Source organism: Bradyrhizobium tropiciagri, assembly GCF_001189845.1.
GTDB classification, from domain to species: Bacteria; Pseudomonadota; Alphaproteobacteria; order Rhizobiales; family Xanthobacteraceae; genus Bradyrhizobium; species Bradyrhizobium tropiciagri.
In genome coordinates, this window is record NZ_LFLZ01000004.1 from 1 (window position 1) to 23,130 (window position 23,130).

Annotated in this window: 20 protein-coding genes and 2 pseudogenes; 11 read left to right on the forward strand and 11 right to left on the reverse strand. The window is 65.8% G+C overall.

What is annotated here, in order from left to right; genetic code table 11:
• The first annotated feature begins 197 nt into the window (after positions 1-197).
• The 5 genes from AKN84_RS50270 (at position 198) to AKN84_RS49910 (ending at position 4,054) form a co-directional block, all read left to right on the forward strand.
• Complete coding sequence (locus AKN84_RS50270; protein WP_347337297.1) at positions 198-503, forward strand: hypothetical protein; 306 nt, start codon at positions 198-200, stop codon at positions 501-503.
• Complete coding sequence (locus tag AKN84_RS04715) at positions 500-1,132, forward strand: DUF3280 domain-containing protein (protein WP_347337298.1); 633 nt, start codon at positions 500-502, stop codon at positions 1,130-1,132. Before AKN84_RS50270 ends, AKN84_RS04715 begins: the two co-directional genes overlap by 4 nt.
• Positions 1,133-1,267: 135 nt before the next feature.
• Positions 1,268-2,179, forward strand: coding sequence for an amino acid ABC transporter substrate-binding protein (locus tag AKN84_RS04720; RefSeq protein ID WP_050419616.1), 912 nt, complete (start codon positions 1,268-1,270; stop codon positions 2,177-2,179).
• 283 nt (positions 2,180-2,462) lie between these two features.
• Complete coding sequence (locus AKN84_RS04725; RefSeq protein ID WP_244484925.1) at positions 2,463-3,479, forward strand: ABC transporter substrate-binding protein; 1,017 nt, start codon at positions 2,463-2,465, stop codon at positions 3,477-3,479.
• A gap of 440 nt (positions 3,480-3,919) precedes the next feature.
• Positions 3,920-4,054 (forward strand): hypothetical protein, encoded by a 135-nt coding sequence (locus AKN84_RS49910; protein ID WP_283805488.1) that lies wholly within the window; start codon positions 3,920-3,922, stop codon positions 4,052-4,054.
• Between the two features lie 110 nt (positions 4,055-4,164).
• Here AKN84_RS49910 and AKN84_RS48750 read toward each other — a convergent pair.
• A pseudogene (locus AKN84_RS48750) lies at positions 4,165-4,347 on the reverse strand (hypothetical protein); the annotation flags it as partial.
• A gap of 327 nt (positions 4,348-4,674) precedes the next feature.
• On the opposite strand from AKN84_RS48750, the gene AKN84_RS04735 reads away from it, so the two are divergent.
• Together AKN84_RS04735 and AKN84_RS04740 are read left to right on the forward strand one after the other, a co-directional pair.
• The gene (locus AKN84_RS04735; RefSeq protein ID WP_244484926.1) at positions 4,675-5,967 is read left to right on the forward strand and encodes an NADH:flavin oxidoreductase/NADH oxidase; all 1,293 of its coding nucleotides are present in this window, start codon (positions 4,675-4,677) and stop codon (positions 5,965-5,967) included.
• 186 nt (positions 5,968-6,153) lie between these two features.
• On the forward strand, positions 6,154-7,506 hold the full coding sequence (locus tag AKN84_RS04740; RefSeq protein ID WP_050419619.1) for a S41 family peptidase: 1,353 nt from the start codon (positions 6,154-6,156) through the stop codon (positions 7,504-7,506).
• A gap of 157 nt (positions 7,507-7,663) precedes the next feature.
• On the opposite strand, the gene AKN84_RS04745 is transcribed toward AKN84_RS04740, so the two are convergent.
• From AKN84_RS04745 to AKN84_RS04765, 5 genes are all read right to left on the reverse strand, one after another.
• Positions 7,664-10,396, reverse strand: coding sequence for a bifunctional diguanylate cyclase/phosphodiesterase (locus AKN84_RS04745; RefSeq protein WP_050419620.1), 2,733 nt, complete (start codon positions 10,394-10,396; stop codon positions 7,664-7,666).
• Positions 10,397-10,725: 329 nt separating this feature from the next.
• Positions 10,726-11,163 carry a cyclic pyranopterin monophosphate synthase MoaC gene (gene moaC, locus AKN84_RS04750; protein WP_244484927.1) on the reverse strand — a complete coding sequence of 146 codons (438 nt, stop codon included), beginning with the start codon at positions 11,161-11,163 and terminating at the stop codon, positions 10,726-10,728.
• Between the two features lie 96 nt (positions 11,164-11,259).
• On the reverse strand, positions 11,260-12,081 hold the full coding sequence (trpC, locus tag AKN84_RS04755) for an indole-3-glycerol phosphate synthase TrpC (protein ID WP_050419622.1): 822 nt from the start codon (positions 12,079-12,081) through the stop codon (positions 11,260-11,262).
• Between the two features lie 10 nt (positions 12,082-12,091).
• Positions 12,092-13,105, reverse strand: a complete 1,014-nt coding sequence (gene trpD, locus AKN84_RS04760; protein ID WP_050419623.1) for an anthranilate phosphoribosyltransferase — start codon at positions 13,103-13,105, stop codon at positions 12,092-12,094.
• 70 nt (positions 13,106-13,175) lie between these two features.
• Positions 13,176-15,077, reverse strand: a complete 1,902-nt coding sequence (locus AKN84_RS04765; RefSeq protein ID WP_050419624.1) for a peptidylprolyl isomerase — start codon at positions 15,075-15,077, stop codon at positions 13,176-13,178.
• Between the two features lie 240 nt (positions 15,078-15,317).
• On the opposite strand from AKN84_RS04765, the gene tpiA reads away from it, so the two are divergent.
• Positions 15,318-16,070, forward strand: a complete 753-nt coding sequence (tpiA, locus tag AKN84_RS04770; protein WP_050419625.1) for a triose-phosphate isomerase — start codon at positions 15,318-15,320, stop codon at positions 16,068-16,070.
• A 164-nt stretch (positions 16,071-16,234) separates the two neighbouring features.
• Here tpiA and AKN84_RS04775 read toward each other — a convergent pair whose 3' ends face one another.
• Together AKN84_RS04775 and AKN84_RS04780 are read right to left on the reverse strand one after the other, a co-directional pair.
• Entirely contained in the window at positions 16,235-16,765 is a 531-nt protein-coding gene (locus AKN84_RS04775) for a GNAT family N-acetyltransferase (RefSeq protein WP_050419626.1), read from the reverse strand.
• A gap of 3 nt (positions 16,766-16,768) precedes the next feature.
• A pseudogene (locus AKN84_RS04780) lies at positions 16,769-17,334 on the reverse strand (helix-turn-helix domain-containing protein).
• Positions 17,335-17,539: 205 nt separating this feature from the next.
• On the opposite strand from AKN84_RS04780, the gene secG reads away from it, so the two are divergent.
• Both secG and pyrG read left to right on the forward strand, forming a co-directional pair.
• Positions 17,540-17,929, forward strand: coding sequence for a preprotein translocase subunit SecG (gene secG / locus AKN84_RS04785; protein ID WP_050419627.1), 390 nt, complete (start codon positions 17,540-17,542; stop codon positions 17,927-17,929).
• Between the two features lie 167 nt (positions 17,930-18,096).
• Entirely contained in the window at positions 18,097-19,728 is a 1,632-nt protein-coding gene (gene pyrG, locus AKN84_RS04790; protein WP_050419628.1) for a CTP synthase, read from the forward strand.
• Between the two features lie 18 nt (positions 19,729-19,746).
• Here the strand turns inward: pyrG and AKN84_RS04795 are convergent, their stop codons facing one another.
• The 3 genes from AKN84_RS04795 to AKN84_RS04805 all read right to left on the reverse strand — a co-directional run bounded on the left by AKN84_RS04795 (position 19,747) and on the right by AKN84_RS04805 (position 22,551).
• Complete coding sequence (locus AKN84_RS04795) at positions 19,747-20,409, reverse strand: class I SAM-dependent methyltransferase (protein ID WP_050419630.1); 663 nt, start codon at positions 20,407-20,409, stop codon at positions 19,747-19,749.
• Positions 20,410-20,500: 91 nt separating this feature from the next.
• Positions 20,501-21,880, reverse strand: coding sequence for a sensor histidine kinase (locus AKN84_RS04800; RefSeq protein ID WP_050419631.1), 1,380 nt, complete (start codon positions 21,878-21,880; stop codon positions 20,501-20,503).
• A complete protein-coding gene (locus tag AKN84_RS04805) occupies positions 21,877-22,551 on the reverse strand; it encodes a response regulator transcription factor (RefSeq protein ID WP_050419632.1) in 675 nt (224 codons plus the stop codon). The genes AKN84_RS04800 and AKN84_RS04805 overlap by 4 nt, the downstream gene beginning before the upstream one ends.
• Before the next feature lie 170 nt (positions 22,552-22,721).
• Between AKN84_RS04805 and AKN84_RS04810 the strand changes: the two genes are divergently transcribed.
• Entirely contained in the window at positions 22,722-23,048 is a 327-nt protein-coding gene (locus tag AKN84_RS04810) for an NIPSNAP family protein (RefSeq protein ID WP_050419633.1), read from the forward strand.
• Positions 23,049-23,130 lie beyond the last annotated feature (82 nt).

The window sequence follows — 23,130 nt, forward strand, 5'->3', positions numbered from 1 at the left end:
TTCGGCGCCCGTTGCGGGCAGGGCCGTCATGCGCATTAAACGGCAGAATGGACGGGTCGAGAAGCGCCGCGGTGGGTGCGAACCGCGGTCGTGAAATTTTCCCGGCACCGGCCGGGAGACGCTCCGCTGCGGTGCGGAGGTGGCCGCCCTAGACCTGCGGTCGACCCGCCAGCACCAGCACCTGAAAGGCCCGGATCATGCGCCAGTCCCGCCTCGTCTTGTACGCCCTCGCGTTGACCGGCCTCCTGGCCGGACCTTGTCCGCCTCGCGCCGAAGCCGCCGCCGCGCAGGCATCCTCGCTCGGCGTCAGCATCGACGATTTCAGCTATCTCGACACCTCGGGCGAGGTGATCGATCAGACCGCCGCGCATCAGAAGCGGCTCGATGCATTCATGGCCGCGCTGCGCGCTGATGTGGCCGCAGAGCCGCGCTATCGCCTGGTCCCGTCGGCGCGCCCGCAGGCGAGGCGCAGATCAAGGTGGTCGGCGGCGTGCAGAAGATGAGCACGCTGATCCAATGGGCCAAGGTCGCGGTGATCGACGTCGGCGCGAGCCGTGTCCTGTACGAAAAGCTCTACACGTTTCGGGGCGACAATGACGAGGCGTGGGACCACGCGCGGATGTTCGTGTCGCGCGAGGTGCGCGCTGCCCTTGCGGCCGCGCTGGCGCCGGCACAGGCCACGGCCGCAGCGCCGATCGGGCTTGCGGTGTTCGAGTTCGAGCTCGAGGATAATTCCGCGGCACCCGCGTCCGGTCTTGCCGGCTCCGATGCGGCCTATCTGGCCGATGTGACCAGCGGCGTGCGTGACCGGCTTGCGCAGTCGGGCCGCTATCGCCTGGTCGATACCACCGGCGCGACCGCGGAGCCTGTCAAGGCGCGCGCACTGCGCGACTGCAACGGCTGCGAGGCCGCGGTCGCGCAACAGCTCGGCGCCGATCAATCGCTGATCGGCGTGATCAGGCGGGTCAGCCGGACCGAATACACCGTCGGCTTCCAGGTGCGCGACGCCCGCAGCGGCGCAGTCGTCTCACGCGGCGATAGCGGGCTGCGGATGGGCGCCGACTATTCCTGGACCCGCGGCGCGATCCATCTGATCGGCGACCGCCTGCTCGAGGGTGGGGCGCAGCGCTAGCCCTGCCGGCGACAGCGTTCGGCGAACGGCAGACGGACTATAGCAAAGCGCGATAGCTGTTAGACACGTCGTCGTCTATCGCCGGGCCTGTGCGTGGGTTATCAACGCCGTCTGATCACCGCACAGGAGCCGCCGATGCGCTTGCCCGCCGTCCTTTTCGCTCTCACGCTCGCCGCGAGCCCCGTGGCAGCCGAGGAGTTGTCGGGCACGCTGCAGAAGATCAAGGAGACCAGGAAGGTCACGCTCGGCTTTCAGGAAGCGTCCGTTCCCTTCAGCTATCTCGACGACAACGCGCGCCCGATCGGCTTTGCGCTCGATATCTGCCTCAGGATCGTCGATGCCGTGAAGCAGGAGCTCGGCATGCCGGACATCGCGGTCGACTACCTTCCCGTCACCTCGTCGAACCGCATCCCCCTGATGGTCAACGGCACGATCGATCTGCACTGTTCGGCGACCACCAACAGCGCGGATCGCCAGAAGCAGGTGACCTTCACCAACACGCACTTCCTGAGCGCGACGCGTTTTGCCGCCAAGAAATCCCTCGGGATCAACACGATCGATGACCTCAAGGGGAAATCGGTCACTGCCGTTGCCGGCTCGGTGAACCTCACGCAGCTCGTCAAGGTCAATACCGAGCGCAAGCTCGGCATCAACGTTCTGCCGGCCAAGGACCAGGCCGAGGCCTTCCTGATGCTGGACACCGATCGCGCCCAGGCCTACGCGCTCGACGACGTCCAGCTCGCGGTCGCGATTGCGCGATCGAAGGAGCCGGCGCTCTACATGATCAGCGAGGAGGCGTTCTCGAAAGCGGAGCCGTTCGGCGTCATGCTGCGCCGGGAGGACGCGCCGTTCAAGGCGCTCGCCGACCGCGCCACGGCGGAGCTCTACAAGAGCCCCGAGATCGAGGTGATGTACAAGAAGTGGCTGGAAGCGCCGACCCCGCCGAAGGGCATCAATTACAACGTCCCGATGTCGCCGGCGCTGCGGAGTGCGTTCAAGAATCCGAGCTCGAGCTACGATCCTGATGTGTATGAGGTCGCGAAGTAGCGCGGAGTAGGATGGGTGGAGCGAAGCGATACCCATCATTCGGGCCGCGGGATGAGTGATGGGTTTCGCTCCGCTCTACCCATCCTGCGCACTGTGCGACGCGGGTGCAGCCTGGTTCTACGTTTGGCCAATGACGCGACCGGAAAACGGATCACCGCGCCAAGCCATCAATCCTTGGAACGGCTTTTCGTGCGCGCTGCGAAAAACGAAATAGCGTCTCATATACATCGGCGAATTTTCTCCTAAGCTTGCAGCGTTGTGATTGCTGATCAGGAGCAGGCCGTTGACCGCGCCATTTTCCCTCTCTCGACGTTCTGCGCTTGGCGTGCTCGCCGGAAGTCTGGTCGCTGGCGGTGTGCGCGCCCAAACAGGGGCGGGGGCGGGCGCCGATCTCGGCGGTGTCACGCTGCGCGTCGCGTATTACAAGGGCGGCTGGCGGCCGCTGCTGCAGGCAGCCGGCGAGGACAAGACGCCGTACAGGATCGAATGGAAGGAGCTCAACAATGGCGTGCTCCATATCGAGGCGCTGAACGGCGACGCGCTCGACATCGGATCAGGCAGCGAGATTCCGGCGATGTTCGCCGCGCGCCAGAATGCCAAGGTGCGCTTCATCGCCGTCACCCATGAGGATCTCAACATCCAGGTCACGGTGGCGGCGAAGGATGCGCCGATCCATTCGATCGCCGACCTCAAGGGAAAACGCGTCGGCTATGTGCGCGCGACGACGGCGCATTATTTCCTGGCCAAGCAGCTCGAGGAAGCAGGCTTTGCGTTCGGCGATATCGAGGCCATCAACCTGACACCGTCTGACGGTTACACGGCGTTCGCCTCCGGCAAGCTCGATGCCTGGGCGATCTACGGCTACAACGGGCAGCTCGCCATCGCCAAGCAGGGCGCGCGCCTGCTCAAGACCGGCGTCGGTTATCTCTCGGGCAATTTCCCGATCTACGCCAACCCCAGGGCGGTCGATGATCCGCTGCGCCACGCGGCGGTGAGCGACCTCTTGTTGCGGATCCAGCGCGCCTATGCGTTCGCCAACAAGAATTTTCCGGTCTATGCGGCCGCGCAGGTGGCGGAGACTCATCTGCCGTTGCAGGACATTCTCGACCAGTTCGCGCGCCGCAGCGACGACTTCTCGCTCGCCGGCGTGACGCCTGACGTGCCGAACACCCACCAGAAGGTCGCCGACACCTTCCTCAAGCTCGGCGTGCTCGACGCGCGCGCCGAGGTCGGAAAATTCTGGGACACGAGCTTCAACGACGCGATCGCCGCGGGCGCGGCCAGCCTCGCGCGGATCTGACGTTGGTCATGCGGATAGCCCATTTGGGCTAGGGATCGGCGCCTTGACGTCACGTCATTGACGCGCGGTTCCCGCAAGATCACTGCGCACTCCGTCTACCATGCTCTCAGGGGGGCGTGGAACTCGAAGATTTTACGGCCCCAGCGTGACGACTGGGGCCGCAGGAGGTGTTGTGTGCCTCTGGGGCAATGATTCAGAGCACGGCGACTGAACGGCACACGGCGGCGAATGTTCCAACCATCCGCGGCTGTGCCGTGCTGCCATGCAGGCCGAGAAGGTTGCAGGTCGCGCCGCGCTCGTATCATGATGACGTCGATCAATCCGATTAGAATTCGGGTCCGGTACCCGCCTTCAAAGGCCTCCGGGACCATATTCTGCGTGCCACTGATTTTCCCGGTTATGCCGATTGTTGTTCGGAGCTGAAATTGAATCACGACACATTGGCCAAGCTCACCATCACCATCATTGTCCTGGTCGCGCTTCTGGTGTGGCGCGTCGGCGACCAGAAGAAAGCGATTGCATGCGGCGCGAATTGCCCGACGGACGTGTCGGCGAACCGGAAACCCGCTCAATAGATGACAGCAGCTCCGATCAGCAGCGCGTTGCGAGACTGCGCCGATCCGGTCCGGCGCGTTCCGCCGACCCTGTCCCGCTTCACGCGTATCCGGTCAGCAATGGCGCAATGCTAGCGCTTTTCAGGCGGACCGCTCTTGTTGCCGGGCAGTCCCTTGATGTTTGACGGATCCTGCTCCCGGACATGCTGGTTTTGCGAGTTCGAACCCACGGTGCCCTGCTTTGCTGCCGGTCCGTTCTTGTTGCCCGGCGCGCCGCTGATCCCGGTTCCGGAATTTTGCGCACTGGGAGACGTCGCGGCATCCGTGGACCCTGCGGCGGTATCAGGGCGTCCCGGAGCCGTTGCGGCCGCGCCGGGTCTGTCCTGACTGCCGACATAGCCGGATTCGCCGGAGTTACGGGTCTTGGCGCCCTTGTCGGCCTCGTTTTGCAGGTTCTGGGCGGTCGCCTGTCCCGTGATCATCGGGCCGGTTGCCACGACACCGGCGATGAACAACGCGATTGTGCTGGTCCTCATGAGTTTCCTCCTTCGGGTTGCCAGAGACAACGCGCACGGCGATCATGATTTCCTCCGCGCGCGATAGTTTCGATGCGGTGGAACAGACAATTTCGACGAACGCGCGTGGCCACGGCGTGCCTCTATCGGCCATCGCGCGGCGCGTATATCGTCGCTGGGAAAACCAAGATCGGCCCGGCGCGCCGGGTAACGACGTTCTGCGAGGAAGCGATGTCCGACATGCTGCTGTTTTCGCCGATGACCATCCGCGGCGTCACGCTGAAGAACCGCATCGTGGTGCCGCCGATGCACCAGTATTCGGCAGAGAAGGGCTTTCCGACCGACTGGCATTTGATGAATGCCGGCAAATTCGCCGCCGGCGGCGCCGGTCTCGTGATCGTCGAATCGACCAAGGTCGAGCGCCGCGGCTGCGGCACCATCGGCGATCTCGGCATCTGGGACGACAAGTTCATCGCGCCGCTCAGCCGTGTCGCGGGCTTCATCAAGCAGCAGAACGCGGTCGCCGGCATCCAGCTCGGTCATTCCGGCCGCAAGGCGCGGGCGAGCCGCCCCTGGGAGGGCGACCGTCCGCTCGAACGCAGCGCCGAGATCGAGGATTGGGATGCCTGGACGCCGGTTGCGCCGAGCGCGATCGCCCATAGCGAGCGCTGGCCGGTGCCGCGGGCGCTGGAAACGCACGAGGTGAAGGACCTCGTCGCGGCCTGGGGGCAGGCGGCGCGGCGCGCGCACGAGGCCGGCTTCGAGGTGCTCGAATTGCACGGCGCCCACGGCTATCTCGTGCACGAATTCCTCTCCGGGCGCTCCAACCAGCGCAGCGACGAATATGGCGGCTCGGAAGCCAACCGGATGCGCTTCCTGATCGAGGTGACCGAGGCGGTGCGCGCGCACTGGCCGGATCACAAGCCGCTGTTCGTGCGGCTCTCGGTCGAGGACAATGCCGGCTGGGGTCCGGAGCAGAGCGCCCGGCTGGCGGCGATCCTGAAGCCCAGGGGTGTCGATGTGATCGACTGCTCGTCGGGCGGAATCAGCGAGATGGCGCCGATCCTCGGCAAGGAGATCAAATACAACTATCAGGTGCCGATGGCGGAATATGTCCGCGCCCATGCCGATATCATGACCATGGCGGTCGGCCTGATCATCCATGGTGACCAGGCCGAGCAGATCCTGCGTGATAAACAAGCAGATTTGATCGCGGTCGGCCGTGAAATCCTCAATAACCCCAACTGGCCGATGGATGCGGCATTGAAACTCGGGGTTGAAGGGCCATTTCGCAATGTTCCTCCGCAGTTTGGCTATTGGTTGGGCACCCGGGCCAAGCGCGGGTTCGGGACCCGGCCGTCGACCTGGCAGAACGGGTTGCGGGAGGCTGGGCCAGAGGCCGACCGGGAGCTGACTTGAGGCTGACTGGGGGCTGACTAAGTTGTTGATTTGGCGCTGACCGAGGCATCGTGACAGGACCGTAATGGTCCGGTGGCGGGGCGGCCTTGATCCGACCAAAAAGCCGTTGTGTGGTGCCCCGCGTCGGGGTGAGGTGGGCCGTATGTTGCGAAACGTTGCCGGCCGCTAGCGAAGGGATCACGGATAATGCGCAAACATGTTGGCTTCTTCCTCGGGACGGTTGCGGGAGCGTGTCTCACCCTGCTCGTGGCCTCGCCGCAGGGGGCGCATCTGTTCGCCGTCGCCAATGCCGCCGCGCATTCCGACAACACCTATTCGCAGCTCAATCTGTTCGGCGAGGTGTTCGAGAAGGTCAAGACCGACTACGTCGAGAAGCCCGAGGACTCCAAGCTCGTCGAGGGCGCGATCAACGGCATGATCTCCTCGCTCGATCCGCACTCCCGCTACATGAACGAGAAGGGCTGGGCGGAGATGCAGGAGACCACGCATGGCGAGTTCGGTGGGCTCGGCATCGAGGTCACGATGGAGGACGGCTTCGTCAAGGTGGTGGCGCCGATCGACGACACGCCGGCCTCGCGCGCCGGCATCATGTCGGGCGACGTGATCACCTCGATCGATGATGATTCGATCCAGGGCCTGACGCTCGACCAGGCCGTCAACAAGATGAAGGGCGCACCCAACAGCTCGATCCGGCTGAAGATCGTCCGCAAGGACGCCGACAAGCCGATCGAGGTGTCGATCACCCGCGAGATCATCCGCGTCCGCCCGGTGAAGTATCACGTCGAGGGCGGCGACATCGGCTATGTCCGCATCACCTCGTTCAACGAGCAGACCACCGAGGGCCTGCGCAAGGCGATCGGCGAGATCCAGAAGGAAATCCCGCAGGACAAGCTCGCCGGCTACGTCGTCGACCTCCGCAACAATCCGGGCGGCTTGCTCGACCAGGCGGTCTCGGTCACCTCGACGCTGATGCAGCGCGGCGAGGTGGTCTCGACCCGCGGCCGCAATCCGGAAGAGACCCAGCGTTTCACCGCCCATGGCGGCGACATGACCAAGGGCAAGCCGCTCGTCGTGCTGATCAATGGCGGTTCGGCCTCGGCCTCGGAGATCGTGGCCGGCGCGCTGCACGACCACAAGCGCGCGACGCTGATCGGCACCCGCTCGTTCGGCAAGGGCTCGGTGCAGACCATCATTCCGCTCGGCGCCGGCAATGGCGCGCTGGCGCTGACCACGGCGCGCTATTTCACGCCGTCAGGCCATTCGATCCAGGCGCTTGGCATCAAGCCCGACATCGAGGTGCTGCAGGACGTGCCGGACGAGTTCAAGACCCGCTCCGAGATCAAGGGCGAGGCGTCGATGCGCGGCCATCTCTCCGCCGAGGGCGCCGAGCAGACCGGCTCGCAATCCTACGTGCCGCCGGACGAGAAGAACGACAAGGCGCTGGCGGCAGCGTTCAACCAGCTGCGCGGCGTCACGGTGAATGCCGACGCCAAGAATGCCGACACCAAGGCCGCGCAGAAGCGGCCGGTGCCGAACTAGAGCTTGAGCCCCCCCCGTAGCCCGGATGGAGCCAACGGGTCGCGCGAACGCGCGCCCGATGACAGGCTCCGCGAAATCCGGGAGCGGTCCATCGGGGCTGCAAAGTCCCCGGATTGCGCTTCGCTTCATCCGGGCTACACCACGTCTCCCAAAAAGCTTACGCCGCGCCGGCGACAGGCTTGCGCCGGCGCGTGGCGCCCATGCCCGCAGCCGGGCCGCGGCGATGTTCCGCCAGCAGCTCGCGGATCTGGGCGGCCGGCTTCGGCGCGCTGAACAGATAGCCCTGCATCTCCGAACAGCCGAGCTCGCGCAGCAATTGCTGCTGCTGCGCGGTCTCGACGCCTTCCGCCGTCGTCGTCATGCTGCGCTCGGCCGCGATGTTGACGACGGCCTCGACGATGCCGGCCGAGCCTTGCGGGTCGGCGATGTCGGTGACGAAGCAGCGGTCGATCTTGATCTTGTCGAACGGGAAGCGCTTCAGATAGCTCAGCGACGAATAGCCGGTGCCGAAATCGTCGAGCGCGATCCGGATGCCGATGGCGCGGAGCTGGTGCAGTGCGGCCAGCGCGGTCTCATCGTCGCGGATCAGCACGGCCTCGGTGATCTCGAGCTCGAGCCGGCCGGCTGACAGGCCGGATGCTGCGAGCGCTGCGATCACCTTCAGCGCCAGCGTGCCGCTGCGGAACTGGACCGGCGAGACGTTGACCGCGAGCCTGATGTGATCGGGCCAGTTCACGGCCTCCTTGCAGGCCGTCATCAGCACCCATTCGCCGAGCTGGTTGATCAGGCCGGTCTCCTCGGCGATCGGCACGAACTCGGCCGGCGAGATCATGCCGCGCACGGGATGGCGCCAGCGCACCAGCGCCTCGCAGCCGGTGATCTCGTTGCTGCGCAGGTCGACGCAGGGCTGGTAATACACTTCGAGGCCGCTGCCCGCGGCGATGGTCCGCCGCAGCTCCATCTCGAGCTCGCGGCGGGCGCGGGCGTCGGCGTCCATCGCCGGCTCGAAGAAGCGCGCGACGCGCCGGCCGGCCGACTTCGCCGCATACATCGCCAGGTCGGCGTTCTTCATGATCTGGTCGAGATCGGTGCCGTCCTTCGGCGCCAGCGCGATGCCGATGCTGGCGTCGGTCGTGACCTGGTGGCCGAGGCATTGATAGGGCGAGCGGATCACCTCGTAGATGCGCGCGACGAGGTCGCTGACCTCGAGCTCGCTCTTCACGTCGGTCTGCACGATCGCGAATTCGTCGCCGCCGAGCCGCGCCACGAAATCGCCGTCGCCGATCACGCCGCTCAGCGTTCGCGCGACGATTTTGAGCAGTTCATCGCCGACCATTTGGCCGAGCGAGTCGTTGACGCCCTTGAACTCGTCGATGTCGATATAGAGCACCGCGAGCTGGCTGTCGGGCGTGACATGCGTCAGCTCGCGCTTGATCTCCTCGTGGAACAGCGCGCGGTTCGGCAAGTCGGTCAGCGCGTCGTAGTGGGCAAGATGCGTGATGCGCTCCTCAGTGCGGCGGCGCTCGGTGACGTCCTCATGGGTCGCAAGCCAGCCGCCGTCGGCCAGCGGCTCGTTGACGACCTGGATCGAGCGTCCGTCGGGCGTTGCGATCACCATGGTGTTGCGGACGCCGACGTCGCGCAGCACGAGGTTGACGTAGCGTTCGACGTCGCCCTGGAACGAGCCGGTCAGGTGGCGATGCACGATGACGTCGCGGAAGCTGCAGCCGGGCTGGATGACGTCGGCGGACAATCCGTACATCTCGATATAGCGCTTGTTGCAGATCACCAGCCGCTGCGCGGCATCGAACAGCAACAGCCCCTGCGTCATGTTGTTGACGGCGGTGTCGAGCCGGAGCTTCTCCAGCGTCAGGCGCTGCTGCTGGGCGCGATGCTGCTGCACCATCTTGCGCACCACCAGCGTCAGCAGGATCGCGATCGCCAGCACGGATGCGGCGGTCACCGCGATCAGCATGCCGATCTGCTCGCGCCAGTTGGCGAGCGCCGCTTCCGTGGTGGTCGTGGCGACCACGACGATCGGGAATTTGGTCAGCGCCCGCGACGACACCAGGCGGTCCTTGCCGTCGACCGGGCTGGTCAGCCGCGCGGTGCTCTGCGGCAGCTCGAACACCTGCTGCTGCTGGGCGGGACCGTTGCGGAAGTTCTTCCCGATCAGCTCCTCGACATGGGAATAGCGCGCCAGTAGCGTGCCGTCGCGATGGTGCATCGCGATCGCGGCGCCTTCGCCAAGTGCGACCGTGGAGAAGAATTTCTCGAAAGTCGCCGGCTCGATGCCGCGGCCGACCACGCCGAGGAATTCGCCGTGCGGGCCGGTGACCTTGCGGACGATGACGTTGGTCCAGCTGCCGTTGACGCGGCTGACCACCGGCGCGACCTGCATGTCGGGCGAGTAGGGGCTCGACTTGAAGATCTGGAAATAGCTGCGATCGGCGATGCTGACCTGCGGCAGCGGCCAGGCGCCCGAGCTGTTGATCAGCACGCCGTCGGCGTCGAACACGTTGAGGTTGCCGACATTGGACAGCGCATCCATCTTGGACTTCAGCATCGCATGGATGTCGGCGGACGACATCCGGCGTTTGTAGTTCTCAACCGTCGCGATCCCGTTGTCGTGCATGAACGCGATCAGGTCGCGCTGGACCACTTCGAGATCGTCGAGCTGCTGGTCGAAATGCCGCGCCAGCAGCAGCACGGTGTTCTCCAGCTCGCGCTCGCTGTTGTGCAGGGCGCGCTCGCGAAAATTCTCGGCCATCAGGGTGGCGCCGATCGCGATCGCGGCCATCAGCACGGCGCCGCCGAGGATCAGCCAGCGGATCGGACCGCTGCCGATCACCGAGGTGATGTTGAACGAGGCGCTGCCGTTTGGATTCATGTGTCGCTATCGCTTCCAGGCGTTTCACCCGGAAGTAGGTTTCGCGCACCTCCGGCCCCGCGAAAGTCGTATCCAAACGAAATGGAGCACCGGTTAGCGAGGTTGGTTAACGAATGGTTGCGGGCATTGGCGGTTGGACTGCGCTCGGCTCTGTCACCGTCATCCTGAGGTGCGAGCGGAGCGAGTCTCGAAGGATCGACGGCCAGCAGCCGGGCCATGCATCCTTCGAGACGCGCTTCGCGCTCCTCAGGATGACGGGGATAGAGACTCGTCCGGCCGACAGGTAGATCAGCTGAAGCTGTCAGTCCCGCGATGCGCGCCCGTTGCGATCAATCGCCGGCGCGATAGTGCCCGGACTTGCCGCCGATCTTCTCGATCAGATGAATGCCTTCGATGCGCACGCCGCGCTCGACCGCCTTGATCATGTCGTAGATCGTCAGGCACGCGACCGAAACCGCGGTCAGCGCCTCCATCTCGACGCCGGTCGGCCCGGTTACCTTGACGCTGGCGCGGACGATGCAGCCGGGCAGCTTGCGGTCGGTTACGATATCGATCGTGACCTTGGTCAGCGCCAGCGGATGGCAGAGCGGGATCAACTCCGAGGTCCGTTTCGCCGCCATGATGCCGGCGATCCGCGCGGTCGCCAGCACGTCGCCCTTCTTGGCTTGCCCCGACTCGATCAGCGCCAGCGTGGCCTTGCTCATCAGGACGCGGCCTTCGGCGACCGCGGTCCGTTCGGTCGCCGGCTTCGCCGAGACGTCGACCATGCGCGCGTCGCCCTTGGCGTCGATATGGGTGAGGGCGGTGCCGGAGCGGCCGGCTCGGTCTGGGTCTTCTTGGCTTTGGACTTCCGCGCCATCGCGTCAGCGCGTTGCGGTGGCGCGCGGCGAGGCCTGCCGCGTCAGCAGCGCGCGTGTCGCCGCAGTGACGTCCTGCTGGCGCATCAGGCTTTCGCCGACCAGGAAGGTCGACATCCCGACCCGCTCGAGGCGGGCGAGATCGTCAGGCGTGAAGATACCGCTCTCGCCGACCATCAGGCGGTCGCGCGGGATCAGCGGTGCCAGCGCCTCGCTGGTCGCGAGCGTGGTCTCGAAGGTGCGCAGATTGCGGTTGTTGACGCCGATCATCGGCGAGCGAAGTTTCAGCGCACGGTCGAGCTCGGTGCGGTCGTGGATCTCGATCAGCACGTCCATGCCATACGACAGCGCGGCGTCCTCGATCTCCTTCGCCGCCGCGTCATCGAGCGCGGCCATGATGATCAGGATGCAGTCGGCGCCATGGGCGCGCGCCTCCGCCACCTGGTAGGTGTCGAACATGAAGTCCTTGCGCAGCACCGGCAGGTTGGTCGCCGCGCGGGCCGCGACCATGAAGTCGAGATGGCCCTGGAACGAGGGCGCGTCCGTCAGCACTGACAGGCACGCCGCGCCGCCGGCCTCATAGGCCTTCGCGAGCACGGGCGGATCAAAATCGGCCCGGATCAGTCCCTTCGAGGGCGAGGCCTTCTTCACTTCCGCGATCAGCGCATAGTCGCCGCGTGCATGCTTGTCTTTGAGCGCGCGGACGAAGCCGCGCGGGGCCGAGGCCGATTTCGCCTGGGCCTCGACGTCAGCGAGCGGGCGCGCGCGCTTCGCAGCGGCGATCTCCCCGCGCTTGTAAGCCTCGATCTTGGTCAGGATGTCGGACATCTCTGTACTCTCAGCCGTTGGACACCGCGATCAGATGCTTGAGCCGCGCAGCGGCCGCGCCGCTGTCGAGCGACTGGGTGCCGATCGCAACCCCTTCCTTGAGATCCTTGGCGCGGCCGGCCACGATCAGCGCCGCGGCGGCGTTGAGCAGGGCGACGTCGCGATAGGCGCTCGGCTTGCCCTGGAGCACGCTGGAGAGCGCGATCGCATTGGCGTCGGCATCGCCGCCCTTCAGCGCCTCGCCGTCGACGCGGCCAAGGCCGGCCTCCTCGGGCGTCACCTCTGACGTCCTGATCTCGCCGTTCTCCAGCGTTGCGACGAAGGTCGGACCGGTGAGGGTGATCTCGTCGAGGCCATCGGAGCCGTGCACCACCCAGACCTTGTCCGAGCCGAGATTCTTCAGCACCTGCGCCAGCGGCTGCACCCACTGCCGCGAGAATACGCCGACCATCTGCCGCTTGACGCCGGCCGGATTCGACAGCGGTCCGAGCAGGTTGAAGATGGTGCGGGTGGCGAGCTCGACCCGGGTCGGGCCGACATTCTTCATCGCCGGATGATGCGCGGGCGCGAACATGAAGCCGATGCCGGCCTCCGCGACGCAGCGTCCGACCTGCGCCGGGGTCAGATCGAGCTTGACGCCCAGCGAGGCCAGGACGTCGGCAGCGCCCGAACGCGACGACAGCGCGCGGTTGCCGTGCTTGGCGACGGGCACGCCGGCGCCGGCCACGATGAACGCCGCGCAGGTCGAGACGTTGACCGAGCCGGAGCCGTCGCCGCCGGTGCCGACGATATCGACGGCCTCGGCCGGCGCCTTCACCGGCAGCATCTTGCCGCGCATCGCGGTGACGGCGCCGGTGATCTCCTCGACGGTCTCGCCGCGCACCCGCAGCGCCATCAACAGCCCGCCCATCTGCGAGGGCGTGGCTTCGCCCGACATCATGCTGTCGAAGGCGGACGCCGCTTCTTCACGCGTCAGCGTGGCGCCGGTAGCGACTTTTCCGATGATCGATTTCAGGTCGTCCATTCGCTGGCCCAGGGTCTGTCGTTGGAGCTTGATCTGCGGACAGCGCGCCGTCGCGCTGTCCGGATCATGCTCAATTATTTGCGCCTGTCACCTGTGCGAAGGCTGCCTGGTTGACGGTCACGCCGATGTCGGACTCGATCCTGCTGACATACTGTGCGACCTGCTCGTCGCTCATCGAGCGCCGCAGCGCCTCGGTGAGCTGCTTGGCTGCGTCGGAGGCGAAGTCGACCGGCGGCACCGTCACATTGGTGACGCGGAACACGACCCACTGGCTGCCGCCGGCGGTCGATGTCTGCCCGTCGCCATCCTTGGCGGTGCGGAACGCGGCGGCGATCACGCCGGCCGGCACGCCGGGCAGGGAGGCCTCGCGGTTGAAATTCGCGGCGGTCTCGACCTTGACGCCGGCAGCGGCCGCCTCGTCGGCGAGCTTGGCGCCGCTGTCGAGCTTCTGGACCATCTCGGTCGCCTTGGCGCGCAGCTTGGCGGAGATCTGGTCCTCGCGCCACTTCGCCTCGACCTGGTCGCGGACCTCGTCGAGGGTGCGCTCGCGCGACGGCGTGATGCCGAGCACGTCGTACCAGACATAGCCGTTGTTGAACTGGATCGGGTCGTTGTCGACGCCGACGTCGCTGTTGAAGGCCTGCGACACCACGTCGAGGCCGCGCGGGATGCTTGACGCGACCTGGCCGTTCGGCAGGCGGCCCGAGCGATCTACCGCGTCGATCGTGACGGCGTTCAGTTTCAGCTTCTGTGCCGCGTCGATCACGCTGGAACCGCCGCCGCGCTCGTCTTCCATCTTGTCGCGCAGCTCGGCGACCTTGGTGCGGGCGCGTTCGGACGCGATCTCGTTCTTCACCTGCTGCGCCATGCTTTCATAGGTCGGAGTCACGCCGGGTTCGATCTTGTCGACCTTGACCAGCGCGATGCCGAAGCGGCCCTGGACCGGCTGGCTGACTTCGCCCGAGGGGAGGGAGAAAGCGGCATCGCCGACGGCCGGATCGAGGATCGCCGACTTTGCGACCAGGCCGAGATTGACGTCGGCAGGATTGAGCTTGCGCTCCTTGGCGATGTCGTCGAACGAAGTGCCGGAGGCGATGCGTGCGCGGGCGGCCTGCGCCTCGCCGGCGTCCGGAAACACGATCTGCGAGACCTCACGCTTCTCGGGCGTGCTGAGCCGGTCCTTGCGCTCCTCGAAGAGCTTCTTGGCATCCTCGTCGGACACCGTTTCCCATTTGCCGATTTCCTCCGGCGTGATCGCGACGAAAGAGATCTTGCGGTATTCGGGCGCCCGGAACTGAACCTTGTGGTCCTCGAAATAGGCGGCGAGCGCCTCGGGCGAGGGCGGATCGATGGTGCCGGCCTGCGCGGCGCCGAGCGTGACGTAATCGATCGAGCGCTGCTCGTTCTGGAAACGGGTCAGCGCCTCGACCATCGATTTGGTCGGCTCGATCCCGGACGAGATGGTGCCGGCGATCTGCCGCCGCAGGCCGACGCGGCGCTGCTCGGCGATGTAGCGGCCCTCGGTGTAGCCGAAGTTGCGGATCACGGACTGGAAGCGCTGCGGATCGAACTGGCCATTGAGGCCCTTGAAGTTCGGATCGTTGTAGATCGTGCGCAGCACCTCGGCATCGGACTGGTTGAGGCCCATGCGGCGTGCTTCTTCATCGAGCGCGGCCTCGGCGAGCGTCTGCTGCAGCACCTGGCGATCAATCCCGAAGGCGTGGGCCTGGTCCGGCGTCAGTGGACGGCCGAACTGGCGGCCAAGCTGCTGCAGGCGGTCGGTATAGATCTGGCGGAACTGCTCGGCCGAAATCTCGGTCCCGCCAACCTTGGCGAAGGTCGACTGGCCAAACCCCTTGAAAATGTCGGCAATGCCCCAAATTCCGAAACTGACGATCAAAACGCCCATCACCACGGCCATAATCGTCTTGCCGAGCCAGTTTGATGAGGCTTTCCGCATTCCTCGAAGCATGGGTCCAACTTGTTTTACAGGAGGGGAACCGGGTCGTGCCCAAATGGGACCAAAAGTCGGGACTTTTTGTCCGGCAGCAGGGCGTCACCGAATTGAAAACGCTTATAAAGTGGCCGAAGCCCCCCCGCAACCATGGGTAACGGGGCGGATTGAAGCGGTCAGCAGGCACGAAGCCGCGCTCTGGAAGTCGCCGCCCGGCTCTGATAGCGCAGGGGACGCTTGAATGATGGGAAATCCGACATGACCGACGCCATCCGGCCGCTGATCGCCGGCAACTGGAAAATGAACGGCCTGAAATCCTCTTTTGCCGAGTTCGACGCGATGCTGGCCGGCGCCGGCGACGTCGCCGGGAAGGCCGATCTCCTGGTCTGTCCGCCGGCGACATTGGTCGGGGCCTTTGCCGACAAGGCGCGCGGCTCGAAGGTCGCCGTCGGCGCCCAGGACTGCCATCCGAAGGCTTCGGGCGCCCATACCGGCGACCTCTCGGCGGAGATGTTCAAGGATCTCGGCGCGGTCGCCATCATCGTCGGCCACTCCGAGCGGCGCGCCGACCATGGCGAGACCGACGCCTTGATTCGGCAGAAGGCGGAGGCCGTCTGGCGCGCCGGACTGACCGCGATCGTCTGCATCGGCGAGACGCGCGAGCAGCGCGACGCCCGCAAGACGCTCGATATCTGCGGCACCCAGCTTGCGGGCTCGCTGCCCGACGGCTCGACCGCGGCCAATCTGGTGGTGGCCTATGAGCCGGTCTGGGCGATCGGCACCGGCCTGACCCCGACAGCCGGGGATGTCGAGGAAGTTCACAGGTTTATCCGGGGACAGCTCACCGATCGCTTCAAGGGCGAGGGAAACAAGATCAGGATCCTCTATGGCGGCTCGGTGAAGCCGTCGAACGCCGCCGAGCTGATGGCCGTCGCCAATGTCAACGGCGCGCTGGTCGGCGGCGCCAGCCTGAAGGCGTCGGACTTCCTGGCGATCGCCGCGGGCTGCTAGGCAGCGTCGCCCAGTTTCACACCGTCACCCTGAGGAGCGCGCAACGCGCGCGTCTCGAAGGGTCGACGGCCCGGCTGGTGGCCGTGCATCCTTCGAGGCTCGCCCCGCGGCGCAAGTGCGCCGCAAGGCTTGCACCTCAGGATGACGGGATTGGCAGTTGCAAGTCAGGCCGCTGCCGCCCCAATCCGCTTCCAGTAGATCATCGTCCCGGTGAGGCCGCCATGCGGCTTCAGCGCGTAATCCGGGATGAGGCCGGTGAGCTGAAAGCCCAGCCGCTCGTAAAGCGGCCCGGCGCCTTCCTCTTCGGCGGTGTCGAGCACCAGCAGCGTGCGCCCATGCGTGATCGCAATCTGCTCGGCGGCACGCAGCAAGGCGGTCGCCACGCCGCGGTGGCGATGGGCGACGCGCGTCATCATTTTTGCGATTTCCGCGCGATGCGGCTGGTTCGGCGGCAGTTTCAATTGCAGCGTCACGGTGCCGATCAGATCATTGCCGTCGAACGCGCCGAGCACTACTCGCTCGCTGCGCGCCGCAGCGCCGAGCGAATCCTTCCAGAATGCATCAGCATCCTCCGGCGCCAGCGGATGCATGAAGCTCACCGAGCCGCCGCTGGCGACGGTCTCTATCAACAATTCGCCGAGCGCGCCGCGAATCCCGGGCGCGTCGGCGAGCGGCTTGATGGAAAACTGCGACATGCATCAGCTCCGGGCCAGGGCGACCACGTAGGTGCATCCGGCGTTGCTCTCATTGGCAAAGGTGGTTTCGCCGGCGGACCGAAGCCGAGGCAATCGCCGGCCGCTAGCACATTGCGTGCGCCGCCTTCGGTGATGACGAGGCTGCCGCTCAGCACCCAGACCAGCTGGCGGATATGGGCGTAGGACGAGGCGGGCAGGGTCACGGATTGCTTCGGCGGCAGCTCGACCCGCACCAGCTCGACCGGATGATCGGGACGGCTGAACACCTGGCGGCGCAGATAGCCGGTTTCCGGATCGCGCCAGAGCGGCTGCGTGGCGGCGCGCGACAGCTGCTCACCATGGCCCTCGGCGCGCAGCATCAGGCCGGCCAGTGTGAGGTCGAAGGCCGAAGCGAGGCGCACCAGCACGACCGCGGTGGGACTGACTTCGGCGCGCTCGATCTTGCTGATGGTTGCCTTCGAGACGCCGGCGCGTTCGGCAAGCTCGGCCAGCGACCAGCCCCGGCCGTCGCGTTCGAGCCTGATCCGTTGCGCCAGGCGTTGGCTCAGATCGTCCACTAAAGTATCCATACGTCAATTATAATAGAATGTAGCGGTTGCGATCAAGGCCCCGAGGAAGCGCGATCGGCATCGCTTGTGATGTCAGCCGATGCGACTATCTCGGGGGTGACAATGCCCGGTGCAATCGTGTAACAGGGCGCGACTTCACGAAAACCCGCAAAGCCGATAGCGCCGTTTGTCTGGCCGCTTGGCGGCTTGTGACGGAAGGCTTGCGATGCAGACTGTCGTTATCATCATTCATCTCATGATCGTCGCCGTCATGATCGGCGCCGTGTTGCTGCAGAAATCCGAAGGCGGCGGCCTCGGCATGGGCGGCGGCGCCGGCTTCATGTCGAGCCGCGGCACCGCGAATCTGCTGTCGCGGACCACCGCGATCCTCGCGGCCGGCTTTTTCCTGACCAGCCTGTTTCTGTCCTGGTACGCGGGCTACGACCGCAAGCCGAGCTCGATCATCGGCACCGGCGCACCGGCGCAGACCCAGCCGGCCGGCGGCGCGCCGCTGACGCCCCCGACCTCCGGCGGCATCCTCGATTCGCTGAAGAAGACCGACGAGCAGCAGGGCCAGCAGGCCCCGAGCGGCCCGCAGGCGCCTCGGTCGCAATAAAGCAGGGTGGCCATGCAGGATGCACCGCTGGCATCCTGCATCAGGAATACCCATCAATAGTCTGAAATCGCTCGTAATTTAACGTAACCCACAGCCCGGTGGTTTGTTTGCCGGGAACAGCCGATTCGTTTTGCGAATCGGTGGAGTCGGCTTAAAGGTAAAGTCCCATGGCGCGGTACATATTCATCACCGGCGGCGTGGTCTCCTCGCTCGGCAAGGGTCTGGCTTCAGCGGCGCTCGGCGCTTTGCTGCAGGCTAGGGGCTACAAGGTCCGCCTTCGTAAACTCGATCCCTATCTCAACCTCGATCCCGGAACGATGTCGCCGTATCAGCACGGCGAAGTGTTCGTGACCGACGACGGCGCCGAGACCGATCTCGATCTCGGCCATTACGAGCGTTTCACCGGTCGTCCGGCCACCAAGGCCGACAACATCACGACCGGGCGCATCTATCAGGACATCATCACCAAGGAGCGCCGCGGCGACTATCTCGGCGCCACCATCCAGGTGGTCCCGCACGTCACCAACGCGATCAAGGAATTCGTGCTGTCGGGCAATGACGAGTACGATTTCGTGCTGGTCGAGATCGGCGGCACGGTCGGCGACATCGAGGGCCTGCCGTTCTTCGAGGCGATCCGCCAGCTCAAGAACGAGCTGCCGCGCGATCACGCCGTCTACATTCATCTGACGCTTTTGCCGTACATTCCAAGTGCCGGCGAACTCAAGACAAAACCGACGCAGCACTCGGTGAAGGAGCTGCGCTCGATCGGCATCCAGCCGGACATCCTGCTGTGCCGCACCGACCGCGAAATCCCCAAGGAAGAGCGGCGCAAGCTCGGCCTGTTCTGTAACGTGCGCGAGAGCGCCGTGATCGAGGCGCGCGACGTCGACAACATCTACGCGGTGCCCGAGGCCTATCACGCCGCCGGCCTCGACGACGAGGTGCTGGCCGCGTTCGGCATCACGGCGAAGATTCCGCCGGCGCTGCAGAGCTGGCACGTGATCAACGAGCGCGTCCGCAATCCGGAAGGCGCCGTGACGATCGCGATCGTCGGCAAGTACACCGGCATGAAGGACGCCTACAAATCGCTGATCGAGGCGCTCTCGCATGGCGGCATCGCCAACAAGGTGAAGGTCAATCTCGACTGGATCGAGAGCGAGGTGTTCGAGAACGAGGACCCGGCGCCGTTCCTCGAGCACGTCAACGGCATCCTGGTGCCCGGCGGCTTCGGCCAGCGTGGCGCCGAGGGCAAGATCCGCGCGGCGCAGTTCGCGCGCGAGCGCGACGTGCCGTATTTCGGCATCTGCTTCGGCATGCAGATGGCTGTCATCGAGGCGGCGCGCAATCTGGTCGGCATCGAGAACGCCAATTCGACCGAATTCGGCCCGACGGAGGAGCCGCTGGTCGGCCTGATGACCGAATGGCTGCGCGGCAACGAGCTCGAGAAGCGCTCGCAGACCGGCGACCTCGGCGGCACGATGCGGCTCGGCGCCTATCCCGCGGCGCTCAACCGCGGCAGCCGCGTCTCGCAGGTCTATGGCGGCGCGACCGAGATTTCCGAGCGGCACCGTCACCGCTACGAGGTCAACACCGCCTACAAGGATCGGCTCGAGCAGCACGGCCTGCGTTTCTCCGGCATGTCGCCCGACGGCGTGCTGCCCGAGATCGTCGAGTACGAGGACCATCCCTGGTTCATCGGTGTCCAGTTCCATCCCGAACTGAAGTCGCGGCCGTTCGAGCCGCATCCGCTGTTCGCGTCCTTCATCGAGGCGGCGGCGAAGCAGAGCCGCCTGATGTAACGGCGGTCAGCTGCGCCGTTACACGGCGCAGTCCTCGCTCGCCTGGCGTTCGTTCTTGATCGGTGAAACGTTGGTGCCGGCCGCCGGTGTGACGTCACGCGTCAGCAGCTTGTACTGCGGTCGCCGCGTCAGCCGGTAGACGGCGGCGGGCGGCACGTTGAGGATGGCGCGATCGACCAGCGTGGCGCGCAGGCCGAGCCGGTCGAGGATCGGCCGCCGTATCGGGCAGCGCATCCCATAGGTGAATTGGTAGAACGCGCCGCCGGGACGCATGTAGCTGAATGCGCCGCCGACGATCGAGATCACCTTGCGCGGCGACATGTTGAGCAGCGGCAGTCCGCTGACCACGGCGCCGACCGGCGCGCCGTCATACAGCCGTTCCGAGGCCAGCCGCGCGGCATCCATCCACAGCACGCGCGCGCCGGGAAAGCGCAGCTGCAACAGCCGCATGAAATCCGAGCCGTATTCGATCAGCGTCAGATCCTGCTGACGCACGCCGCGCTTCAGCAGCTGGTAGGTGAAGGCGCCCGTTCCAGGACCGAGCTCCAGCACCGGACCGGTGTTGGCGCTGATGTCGCGCGTGATCAGTTCGGCGAGCGCAGCACCCGAAGGCGCGATCGCGCCGACGCGGCCGGGGGCGGCCATCCATGCCGTGAAGAAAGAAAGGAGATCATGTGACATTGGGATTCCCAGCAAAGTGTCGCGGCGCTTCGACTCATCGGCGAAGCGTGACGCCTTGTTTGCGGGAGCTGCATTGCGAGAACATTGCGAGTTACGATGCGAAGGGTGCCGGCGGCAATGTAAGACGGAAGCACGCGCCGCCCTTCGGTCCGTCGAGCACGGAGACGTGACCGCCATGCAGCCTAGCGATCTCGCGTACCATGTTCAGACCAAGGCCGGCGCCGCGGTCAAGCGGTGCGAGCCGGTAGAACGGATCGAAGATCCGCGTGCGCTCATGCTTCGGAATGCCGTCGCCTTCGTCGGTCACATCGACCGTCGCGGCGCTGCCGACATGGATGGTGATGGTGCCGCGGCGGCCGCCATGCTGGATGGCGTTCTGCACGAGATTGGTCAGCGCACGCTCCAGCGCGGCGCGGTCGCCCAGCGTTTCGACGTGGTCGGCGGCGCTATCGAGCGACAATTCGTAACCGCCCGCAATCGCGAGCGGTGCGAGATCAGCGGCGACGCTGCGCGCGACCGCGACGAGATCGACGCGTCCAAAGGGATTGCGGCACTGGTCGAAGCGCTGAATGTCGAGCAGCTGCTCGGCGAGCGTCGCAAGCCGTGCGGAGTCCTCGAGGAGGCGGGTTTTCTCAGGGCCCGCGGGCAGCGACTCCAGCCGCGTGTTGAGGATCGCGATCGGGGTGCGCAATTCGTGGGCGGCGTCCGCGACGAAGCGCTGGTGGCGCGAATAGCCGTCATCGAGCCGCGTCAGCGCATCGTTGACGGCGGTCACCAGCGGCGCGACCTCGAGCGGCAGGTGGTCGGCCGACAGCCGGCTGCCGCGCTGGCGGAAATCGATCCGGCGCGCCTGATCGGCTGCGGTGTCGAGGCCGGCGAAAGCGCGCTTCACCACCATCGGCGTTGCGATGAACGTCGCGCACGCCATCAGGAGCAGGCCGGGCAGGGCAACGGCAAGGAACGCCAGCGTCGTGGCGAGTGCTGTCTTGACGCTCGACGTCGGCCCTTGCGTGGCTGTGAGCACCTGCACCGGGCCGGCGTCGGAATTGACGCGTTTCAGCCGCGCCGGCGGCTTGCGCGGATCGTCCTCGAACATCTGCCAGCCGAGCCTGGCCTGGCTGATCTGGTCGAGTGCATCACCGATCCGAGCAAATTCGGACGGCACTGCGCCTTCCGATAACGAATGGCCTTGCCGGTCGCGCACCAGGAACCAGAGGTCCGGCGTGGTCTCGCGAAGCTGCTTGAGTTCAGCCGTCGAGCGCAACACCAAATCGCCCTGCCCATCACGCGCGACCGCGTTCTGCACGATGGAAATGACGTGATCCTCATCGCGCGGGACGATCAGGAAGCCGGTGACGCACAATGCGCTGATCAGGCAAACGATCAGCATGGCAAGCAGCAGCGCCTGCAGCGCGACCAGCCGCCAGCTCAGTTGCGAGCGCAGGCAATAGTGATCGGCGGATTCGCTCATGACACCTGTTTGAGCAGGTAGCCGACGCCGCGGATGCTGTGGATCTCGACGCCGGCGTCGGTATCGGCCAGCTTGCGCCGCAGCCGCGACACATGGGCGTCGAGCGCGTTCGACTGGATCTCGTCCTCGAAATTGTACACGGCTTCCTCGAGGGTCGCGCGCAGCACGGTGCGGCCGAGGCGGCGCAGCAGCGTCTCCAGCACCAGAAGCTCGCGGCGCGGCAGGTCGAGCGGGCGGCCATTGACGCTGGCCTCGCGATGGCTGCAATCGAACGCCATGCGGCCGGCCTTGATGATCTCGAGCTGCAGGCCGGCGGGACGGCGCAGCACGGCACGCAGCCGCGCCAACAGCTCCTCGACCGCGAACGGCTTGGCCAGATAGTCGTCGGCGCCGCTGTCGAGCCCGGTGATGCGGTCGGCGAGGTCGCCGCGCGCGGTCAGCACGATGATCGGAACGCCGTCGGCCTTGGCGCGCAGCTTCGGGATCAGCGTGAGGCCGTCGCCGTCGGGAAGTTGGCGGTCGAGCAGCACTGCGCCGTGGACGTCGGCGGAAATCGCCTCCTCGGCCTCGGCGAGGCTCGGCACATGGTCGACCACCATGTCGTAGCCCTTCAGCGCCTGCGCCAACGCCGCCGCCATCTCGGCCTCGTCCTCAACCAGCAATATCCGCATGTGCTCTTGGATCCAGATCCCGAACGTCCGGTATTAGGGCAAGTAACATTGCAACAACATTGCGGTAATGGCCGCCCCATGCGAGCAGGGGTGCCATGTTGTGGCCCCCTCAAGACAGTCCGGAACCCGCTGGCTATAACGGCCCGCACAACAAATCGGGAGGACTGCCAATGATCTACGAGACCCGCGTCTATCGTTGCCTGCCGGGCCGGCTGCCGGCGCTGCTCAAGCGCTTCGAGACCATCACGCTGAAGCTGTGGGACAAGCACGGCATCAGGCAGGCCGGCTTCTTCACGACGCTGGTCGGTGAATCCAACCAGGACCTGACCTACCTGCTGGCCTGGGAATCGCTCGCCGAGCGCGAGAAGAAATGGACCGCGTTCACGACCGATCCGGAATGGATCGCCGGGCGCGCCAAGTCCGAGGAGGACGGCCAGATCGTTCTCACCATCGAAAACCAGCTTCTGGTGCCGACGTCGTTCTCAGCGGTCAAGTAGTGCGGGCTGCCATCGTTGCGAGCCAACGGGGCGCGCGAATGCGCGCCCGATGACAGGCTCCGCGAAGCAATCCATTGGCACC

Bases quoted from the DNA above. Each gene is read 5' to 3' on its own strand.
- AKN84_RS04765 (WP_050419624.1), bottom strand. From the start codon at position 15,077: ATGCTTCGAGGAATGCGGAAAGCCTCATCAAACTGGCTCGGCAAGACG.
- AKN84_RS04810 (WP_050419633.1), top strand. From the start codon at position 22,722: ATGATCTACGAGACCCGCGTCTATCGTTGCCTGCCGGGCCGGCTGCCG.
- AKN84_RS50270 (WP_347337297.1), top strand. From the start codon at position 198: ATGCGCCAGTCCCGCCTCGTCTTGTACGCCCTCGCGTTGACCGGCCTC.
- AKN84_RS04800 (WP_050419631.1), bottom strand. From the start codon at position 21,880: ATGAGCGAATCCGCCGATCACTATTGCCTGCGCTCGCAACTGAGCTGG.
- trpC (WP_050419622.1), bottom strand. From the start codon at position 12,081: ATGTCCGACATCCTGACCAAGATCGAGGCTTACAAGCGCGGGGAGATC.
- AKN84_RS04775 (WP_050419626.1), bottom strand. From the start codon at position 16,765: ATGTCGCAGTTTTCCATCAAGCCGCTCGCCGACGCGCCCGGGATTCGC.
- pyrG (WP_050419628.1), top strand. From the start codon at position 18,097: ATGGCGCGGTACATATTCATCACCGGCGGCGTGGTCTCCTCGCTCGGC.
- moaC (WP_244484927.1), bottom strand. From the start codon at position 11,163: ATGGTCGACGTCTCGGCGAAGCCGGCGACCGAACGGACCGCGGTCGCC.
- AKN84_RS04740 (WP_050419619.1), top strand. From the start codon at position 6,154: ATGCGCAAACATGTTGGCTTCTTCCTCGGGACGGTTGCGGGAGCGTGT.
- AKN84_RS04745 (WP_050419620.1), bottom strand. From the start codon at position 10,396: ATGAATCCAAACGGCAGCGCCTCGTTCAACATCACCTCGGTGATCGGC.
- AKN84_RS04720 (WP_050419616.1), top strand. From the start codon at position 1,268: ATGCGCTTGCCCGCCGTCCTTTTCGCTCTCACGCTCGCCGCGAGCCCC.
- AKN84_RS04795 (WP_050419630.1), bottom strand. From the start codon at position 20,409: ATGTCACATGATCTCCTTTCTTTCTTCACGGCATGGATGGCCGCCCCC.
- secG (WP_050419627.1), top strand. From the start codon at position 17,540: ATGCAGACTGTCGTTATCATCATTCATCTCATGATCGTCGCCGTCATG.
- trpD (WP_050419623.1), bottom strand. From the start codon at position 13,105: ATGGACGACCTGAAATCGATCATCGGAAAAGTCGCTACCGGCGCCACG.
- AKN84_RS04715 (WP_347337298.1), top strand. From the start codon at position 500: ATGAGCACGCTGATCCAATGGGCCAAGGTCGCGGTGATCGACGTCGGC.
- tpiA (WP_050419625.1), top strand. From the start codon at position 15,318: ATGACCGACGCCATCCGGCCGCTGATCGCCGGCAACTGGAAAATGAAC.
- AKN84_RS04805 (WP_050419632.1), bottom strand. From the start codon at position 22,551: ATGCGGATATTGCTGGTTGAGGACGAGGCCGAGATGGCGGCGGCGTTG.